The sequence below is a fragment of the Blautia sp. An249 genome (assembly GCF_002159835.1).
In the GTDB taxonomy this organism is placed as follows: domain Bacteria; phylum Bacillota; class Clostridia; order Lachnospirales; family Lachnospiraceae; genus Blautia_A; species Blautia_A avistercoris.
In genome coordinates, this window is record NZ_NFJL01000041.1 from 1 (window position 1) to 7,505 (window position 7,505).

Annotated in this window: 7 protein-coding genes and 1 pseudogene; 7 read left to right on the top strand and 1 reads right to left on the bottom strand. The window is 44.0% G+C overall.

Going from position 1 to position 7,505, the window contains the following annotated elements:
* Positions 1-66: 66 nt before the first annotated feature.
* The 5 genes and pseudogenes from B5F53_RS19060 to B5F53_RS19085 all read left to right on the top strand — a co-directional run.
* Positions 67-252, top strand: a pseudogene (locus B5F53_RS19060) (RNA polymerase subunit sigma-70); the annotation flags it as partial.
* 476 nt (positions 253-728) lie between these two features.
* Positions 729-959, top strand: a complete 231-nt coding sequence (locus B5F53_RS19070) for a hypothetical protein (RefSeq protein ID WP_002576320.1) — start codon at positions 729-731, stop codon at positions 957-959.
* Positions 960-1,043: 84 nt separating this feature from the next.
* On the top strand, positions 1,044-2,255 hold the full coding sequence (locus tag B5F53_RS19075) for a tyrosine-type recombinase/integrase (protein ID WP_002576319.1): 1,212 nt from the start codon (positions 1,044-1,046) through the stop codon (positions 2,253-2,255).
* 145 nt (positions 2,256-2,400) lie between these two features.
* Positions 2,401-3,612, top strand: coding sequence for a tyrosine-type recombinase/integrase (locus B5F53_RS19080; protein ID WP_002576318.1), 1,212 nt, complete (start codon positions 2,401-2,403; stop codon positions 3,610-3,612).
* 354 nt (positions 3,613-3,966) lie between these two features.
* Positions 3,967-4,389 carry a hypothetical protein gene (locus B5F53_RS19085; RefSeq protein WP_087227018.1) on the top strand — a complete coding sequence of 141 codons (423 nt, stop codon included), beginning with the start codon at positions 3,967-3,969 and terminating at the stop codon, positions 4,387-4,389.
* Positions 4,390-4,428: 39 nt separating this feature from the next.
* On the opposite strand, the gene B5F53_RS19090 is transcribed toward B5F53_RS19085, so the two are convergent.
* Complete coding sequence (locus tag B5F53_RS19090) at positions 4,429-5,310, bottom strand: tyrosine-type recombinase/integrase (protein ID WP_087227020.1); 882 nt, start codon at positions 5,308-5,310, stop codon at positions 4,429-4,431.
* A 30-nt stretch (positions 5,311-5,340) separates the two neighbouring features.
* Here B5F53_RS19090 and B5F53_RS19095 point away from each other — a divergent pair, with 30 nt between their 5' ends.
* Entirely contained in the window at positions 5,341-6,162 is an 822-nt protein-coding gene (locus tag B5F53_RS19095; protein ID WP_275532211.1) for a DNA primase family protein, read from the top strand.
* Positions 6,163-6,818: 656 nt separating this feature from the next.
* A complete protein-coding gene (locus tag B5F53_RS19105) occupies positions 6,819-7,343 on the top strand; it encodes a hypothetical protein (protein WP_087227026.1) in 525 nt (174 codons plus the stop codon).
* Positions 7,344-7,505: the final 162 nt, after the last annotated feature.

Consider the following 7,505-nt stretch of genomic DNA (forward strand, 5'->3'; position numbering starts at 1 on the left):
GGTATCACCTCCATCATTTGAGAACATCTTATCAAATGATGGAAGGGATTTGAAGATACGGATGATTACCTACTTACAAACGAACAACTACTGTTGAGATTGAAGAAGCTGTCGAAGAAAGATTTGGAGCTATTGACATTACTTTTTGTGGATGGTTATCGTCAAATTGATGTAGCACGTCTTTGGCATTGTTCCAGAAGTGCTGTTGCACAAAGATTTAAAAAAATAAAAAAATTTTTGAATAACACTTAACAAATGAAGCGTATCAGTGCCTACCCATTGAGGGAAGAACATTCTCCCAATGTGGAGCTTGACAATTTCATAGACGGCATTTCCGGTACATAACCTATGTACGAGCGAATCAGGCACGCCGCGAAGATGGACAGCCCCAGGAGGTGATGAATAGGACTGTTCCGAGCGATCCACGTCAGCCTGATACCCGAAAGTGGCATTTCAGGGCGCGATGACTGCATAGGGGTTAAAGATACTTCCTCACGGCCTCCTAAAGACTTGGGGGGAACTCTGCGGCGCACGAGTAAAACGACGCTGTGGAGTTATGACAGCCGCGCCAGCGGAGACCGGAATGTCCCCATCGCCAGGGGTGCGTGGCAAATGTGGCGAGTAAATTTTTCAAAGTCAGATACCATGCGCTGGCAGCTTCGGTTGCCAGCGCATTCATGTGATTTTGAAAGCAACAACCACATCTTTGACAGAAAGGGGGACCACCTATGGAAAAATTGATTTCGCGGAAAGAGGCTGCCAAATTACTGGGGATTAGCATTGCCACTTTGGATGCAGCTCGAAACAGTGGGCTAATTTCCTATGTTCAGTATGTGCAAAATGGTTGCGTGTACTTTACAGATGCTGGCCTTCAGGAGTATATCGCAAAATGCACCCATCGTGCAAAGCCAGTGGAAAAAAGCGCTACATACCGCAAGCTGCGAAGTGTCCGAGCTTGAGCTGTTCCGTATCCTTGCTGGAACCTAATATGTCTGATAAAACAAAGGTACAGCGCTGGACATTATTCTTAGGAGGTGACGGAATTGGCAAAAAGAAAAAGGGCAATTCCTCAATATGGTACGGTCGTGCTTAACGGCATTGAATATTATAGAACCAGAGTCGAAGATTCGGATGGAAACAGAGTGGCGCTTTATGCAAAGACGCCCGAAAAGCTTTATGACAAGGAACTGGAGGCGTTAGAGCAGATTGACAGTACTACGTTTCGTCGAAGATCGCCTACGGTTGCTGAGTACTGTGAGAAGTGGCTGCTGATGCAGTCCGTCCATGTTCGGGCCACCACCTTGACAGATTATACCTCTAAGGTGCGGCGGCACATTATTGGAGGGCTGGGAGACAAGAGAATGGCTGATGTATCCCTGGATGACATCCAACTTGCCCTCGTACCTGTTTCCAAGAAGTCGGCTTCGGTTTATAAGTCTGTGGTGATTCTCTGCAAGTCCATTTTCCGGGCGGCCAAGGAGAGCCATGTGATTGACGAGGACCCGACCATATACCTGGATGCAAAGGGAGGAGTTCCCCAGGAAGAAAGACAGGCATTGACGGATGAACAGGTTGAGCGGCTTTTGGACACGATCCGGGATTTGCCGCCCTATGTATTTGTGATGATCGGTTTATATGCCGGTCTGCGCCGGGAAGAAATCCTGGCGCTGCAATGGGATTCTGTGTATCTGGATGCAGAGGCTCCGTACTTAACGGTACGGCGGGCATGGCACACAGAACATAACAGGCCGGTCATTCTTACCGAGCTAAAGACCAAAGCGGCACAAAGAAACATTCCTCTCCCGGTCTGTCTGGTTGAATGTCTGAAAGATGCAAAGAAAAAATCCACTTCGGATTATGTGATTGCCAATCGGGACGGTGATCCGCTATCCTATACACAGTTTAAGCGGCTGTGGCAGTATATTGTGACGCGGACTGCAAAGCCGAGAATGGCCAGAAAACTTGTGGACGGAAAGTATGTAAAATATATGCTTTACCCGAAACTTGGAGAAAAAGCCAGGAATAACGGCCATGTGGTATATAGCCTGGATTTTGAAGTGACACCGCATCAGCTGCGGCACACCTACATCACCAATCTGATTCATTCTTCGGTGGACCCCAAAACGGTACAATATTTGGCGGGCCATGAAAGCAGCAAAATCACGATGGACATTTACGCAAAGGTCAAATACAACAGGCCGGATGATCTTGTCAAAGCAATGGGCTGTGCCTTTGACTTATGGGACGCTGTGTAAGTTCCGAACAATTCAGAAAATGAAGTAAGAGCGAGACAAGGATGTCTCGCTCTTAGTTTTTCCTTGGCCGTATCTTTGATTCAATTTGAAATCTCTGATAAAAAGGAGGTGTAGATACATCACCACGCGAGAAAGGAAATTAATTATGGCAAAGAAGAAAAAAAACATACCTCAATATGGAACCGTCACACGAAAGGGTGTCCTGTATTACAGAACCCGGATTCTGGACGCAGACGGCAAGCAGGTGAGCTTGTATGGGACTACCTGCGAGGAACTGTACGATAAAGAGCAGGAGGCGAGACGCCAGGTAGCGGAGATCATCTTCCACCGGGAGCATCCTACTGTGGCCGAGTATTGTGAGAAGTGGCTGTTGATGCAATCCGCAAAAGTGTCGCCGGCTACACTGAAGGGCTACGCCTCCAATATGAAGAACTACATTATCAAGCCTTTGGGAGATATGTATATGGAGGAAGTAACAGCGGATGATATTCGTCTGGCGCTGATCCCATTGTCCAATAAGTCCGAGAGCCTGCACAATACGGTGAATATGCTCCTCAAGTGCATTTTTTACTCGGCAGAGCGGAGCCAGTTGCTGGAATACAATCCGTGTGAGGGGATTTCGGCAAAAGGAGGGAAACCGACCCAAAAGAAAGATTCGCTGACAGACCAGCAGGTGGAAGTGCTGCTGGAAACCGTCAAAGGACTTCCGCCGTATCTGTTTACCATGATCGGCTTATATGCCGGTCTGCGCCGAGAAGAAGCTCTCGCCTTGCAATGGGATTGTGTGTTCCTCGATGCACCCACTCCATATATCTCTGTGCGGCGCGCATGGCGATCAGAGCATAACAGACCGGTTATCTCTACAACGCTTAAGACGAAAGCAGCAAGAAGGGATATTCCCATTCCCAAATGCCTTGTGAATTGTCTGCGGGAAGCCAAGGCTGCCTCCAAATCGGAATATGTGATTGCCGATAGTGAGGGACAGCCCTTGTCATATTCGCAGTTCAAACGTGTCTGGCAGTACATCGTTGTTCGGTCTACCAAGGAGCGTACCTATTATAAGTATGTGAACGGACAGAGCATCAAGTACACTGTTCAGCCGAGTCTGGGAGGACATCAGAAAAACAATCCCAACATTGTGTATAGCCTGGACTTCGATGTGACACCGCACCTGCTGCGGCATACCTACATCACCAATCTTCTGTATGCAGGTGTTGACCCCAAGACGGTCCAGTACCTTGCCGGACATGAGAACAGCAAGACAACTATGGACATCTATGCAAGAGTAAAGTATAATAAACCAGAACAGCTATTCGATGTAGTAAATTCTGCATTTCATCAAGCTGTCCCCTCGTAAAAGTGGCCTGTTTTTTGGTTAAGGAATAGGACAACCGAGGGGCCGAGGCTCAAAAAAGCCCGGAATATCAAGGAAAATCATCGCTCAGACGATTGAAATACGGTCTCAAAGCAGCACGTCGTGCTCCTCAGTTCTCCAAACGATAATTTTGGGACAATTAAAGAAATTAGCAAACCCCTTGAAAATGCAGTATTTTCAAGGGGTTTCTTTATATCTGTAATGTTCTTAAATGGATGAAAATTGTGCGGAATAGCGGTCTATAGCACTCAATAGCACCCAAAACAAAAATCATGAAAACTTGTGTCTTATATAAGACCATGATATACTATAGAAAAGCGTGAGGGATGAGGTGTTATGAACCGTACAGAATACAAAAATAAGCACAGAAAAGAGCATTATGATTCTATCTTGTTTGTATTTCCCAAAGGAGAGAAGGACAGAATAAAGCAGGCGGCCAGTGAGTTAAAAATGTCTGTGAATGAATATCTGTACGCTCTCGTGTGTGATGATTTGGCATCCGGGAAAAGTAAATTGTGGGAGAAACTGAACCCGGAATTTACAGAAGAACAACAGAAGTTACTAGATAAATGGCAAGTAGCGCAGAAGTACAGAGACATGATTCAGAGAATGCACGTTGATACCATTAACGGTATGAATAAGCATTATACAATAGAATTAAAAAAGGGATATATCAATGATGTGACGGGCAGCAGGATAATACAGTGCGACAAAACCGCCGAGCTAAGAAGAATTATAGTCAAGTCACATAAACGATGAAAGAGCCAGAATGAACCGGCTCTTTTCTTTTTGCAACGGTTATATTTTATTGATTGCTTCTAACAGATTGGCAATGTCTACATGGGTATATACTGAACGAGTGACGTTTGCGCCTTTATGCCCTACAATCTGTTGTATGAGACGTTCATCAACCCCTGCTTCTGTCAGTAATGAAATACAAGTGTGCCGGGTATCATGCGGCGTGTGATTCATTTGTGCGCTATTCATTAAAGGTGTCCAGTAACTGTCGTAATAATTCCGATACTTGAAGCCTACTCTGTCTGGCGAGGATAGGAGGTATTCACAGTCGTTTAGGTTGTTCCAATATTCAAATAGCGGATATATCTTATCAGCAATCGGAACTTTACGGACTCCGGCAGTTGTTTTAGAAGCCGTTACATCAAACCAATGCTCCGTAAGGCTGATATTTTCTTTTTTAAGGTCAAGCAATTCAGATATGCGGACTCCTGTATAAATCAGCATGAGGATAACCGTAAAATAAATATCCGAGTCTTTAAGTGTCCATAATATATCTATTTCTTCAGAAGTGAAGCGTGTTCGTTTCCTGGAATTAGGATTACCGAAGTTGCTGAGGTCAATATACTTTGATTTGTTCTGCTCCGGTTTTACGTCGTGCATGATTGCAAATTTGTAAAGCTGACCGACAAGGATTTTATAATCTTTGAGGGTGGGAGCGTTTTTCTCTGAATTATCGGCGATACTCTGCCACTCATCCAGATATACATTTGCAAAAGGTTTTTCCCATATTGGTAGCAGGAGATTAAAGGCGGCACTATACTTCTTAATAGTTCCGTCTTTTTTGCCCTCAAAATGCTTTGCAGACCAACGTTCATAGACTTCTCGAACGGTGGTTGTCTCCGGAAGAGAAAGTAGACTTATCTTAAATCGTACAAGAGCCACAACTGCTGCTTCTCTGGTTTCATAATAGCCATCGGAAGCACAACACGCAATGGAAAGAGTACCATGATTGAGAGAGTTGCGGATGTTTTAGGAGATTATTCAAAAACGATTAGACCAGAAACTCTGGCGATTAAGAATAATCCAGACAGCCGTACAGCTTCCCCTGATGTGGCGAAACTTGCAGGAACACGATTATGTGTTTGTTCAGAGATACCGAAGCGGATGCCGCTTGATGTTGGACTTCTAAAAACCTTAACGGGGCGAGATACCATTGTTGCAAGATTTTTACATCAAGACGAGTTTCAGTTTGTGCCGAAGTTCAAAATGATTTGTAACACAAATTTTTTGCCAGTGGTAAGTGACAATACCATTTTTAAATCTGATCGGGTACAAGTTGTAAGTTTTGACTGTCATTTTGAAGAGAAAGAGCAGGACAAAACGTTGAAGGACAAGCTGTCCACGGATGAAGCGTTGTCCGGGATTCTTAACTGGATGATTGAAGGATGGATTGCATTTTGCCGGGAGGGATTGGAGATACCAGATGCAATAAGGAAATCGACATCCGATTATGAAGCATCAAGCGACAAATTGCAGAATTTCATAAATGAATGCCTGGCAGAATCAGAGGGTAAAAATATTTCCGTTAAAGACACATACACGCACTATGAGAAGTGGTGCGGAGAGAACGGATACCATGTTGAGAACAAGCAAAACTTTATTTCTGATTGCAAGGCAAAGGGTATTTACAAGGAACGTGGCATGGTAAATGGTTCTCAGGTCAGAAATATCATCAAAGATTATGAATTTGTTGAAGATGGATTCATGGAAGTAGATGGAGAGATACCCTTTTAAATAATGAAATAGGCAAAGCAGGCATTTTATATGTAAATATTTAAAAATCACTCTATAGAAACTTTACATATGCGGCAGCAGGACAAGGCCGCCGGGGGTCGTGTGAAAGTGTGCGCTGACAGACATTGACCGCCAGAAACTGCTGTAAGTTACAAAAAGCCGCTTTCTGAAATTCCATCAAAAGACAAAAAAGGACTGTCTCCATTCTAAGAGGTGTGCTATACTTTCTTTATGGAGTAACCGTGTTGCAGGGTGGCTGACCTCTATTCTTACATAGAATGGGGGTGGTGCTGATGAAACATTTTGATTTTAAGGACTTAATGTCCTTTGGAATGTTCATTCTGTCACTGCTGACATTCATTTACTTGATTTGTCACTGATGATATAAAGCATAGAAAAACCACCCCAAAACTTTGACCGAGCCGAAGGGTGGCAATTCTATGTGTCACTAATGTTCTAAGGTCAACCACTTTGTGGGCGGTTGCTCCTTTCTCTGTCTATAATATAACATATCTTGTGATAGGATTCAAGAGCCGTTACAATACAAGATTCTTTATTGCAATCCGTTCCATTCGGTTCTATAATAAAAATAACGACGGCGAAATGCCGCTGTGGACGGCATTTCGGAAAATTTTTTATAAAGAAGGAGAAGCCATATGAATCAGGAATTGTACAACGAAGCGGTGCGTTCGGACATCTTATCTAAAAAGCTTATCAGTCAGCTTTTGGAATGCATGGAGTACAGCAGCATTTCCTTTATCAACTGGACCATCGAAGTCCTGAAGGTTATTAAGACAAGAATTGACCGCGGAGATAAGATCACAGATGAGGTTTCCGGTATCACCTATAATACCAGAACCTTCCGTAAATTTGTAAAGGACAATTTTTCATCCTATATTGAAAGCCAGGTGTTTTCAGGTTCGAACAAAGGTGAAAAAGTTTATTTTTCCCTGGAAGCCTGTGAAGGCGGTTATAACCTTCTCATGGCTGATTCCTCCAAAAATAAAACCTATCGGTGGATTTCCAGTCTGAGCGAACGCTTTTCTCTGGTAGAAATGATCGCCACAGGAATTGTCTACATAAAAGATGTAAAAACGAATACATATCAGCCATTTATCTCCGGAAACGGTAAATACTGCCGGTATGATAAGGAGACAGGGCATATTCTGGAGCTGAAATAAAGCGTGTAAAATAAAGGATTTTCGGCTACAAGGAAGTATTATCTTCCGATTAGGCGGCATGACTCCGTTCAAGGGCTATGCCGTCTTTTTCTAGTGCGCCTGGCGGCGCACGTTTCTTAAGGGTGCAAGTCCCAAATCCGCCCGGTAGTGGGAAGGACATAG

Bases quoted from the DNA above. Each gene is read 5' to 3' on its own strand.
- B5F53_RS19070 (WP_002576320.1), top strand. From the start codon at position 729: ATGGAAAAATTGATTTCGCGGAAAGAGGCTGCCAAATTACTGGGGATT.
- B5F53_RS19080 (WP_002576318.1), top strand. From the start codon at position 2,401: ATGGCAAAGAAGAAAAAAAACATACCTCAATATGGAACCGTCACACGA.
- B5F53_RS19085 (WP_087227018.1), top strand. From the start codon at position 3,967: ATGAACCGTACAGAATACAAAAATAAGCACAGAAAAGAGCATTATGAT.
- B5F53_RS19105 (WP_087227026.1), top strand. From the start codon at position 6,819: ATGAATCAGGAATTGTACAACGAAGCGGTGCGTTCGGACATCTTATCT.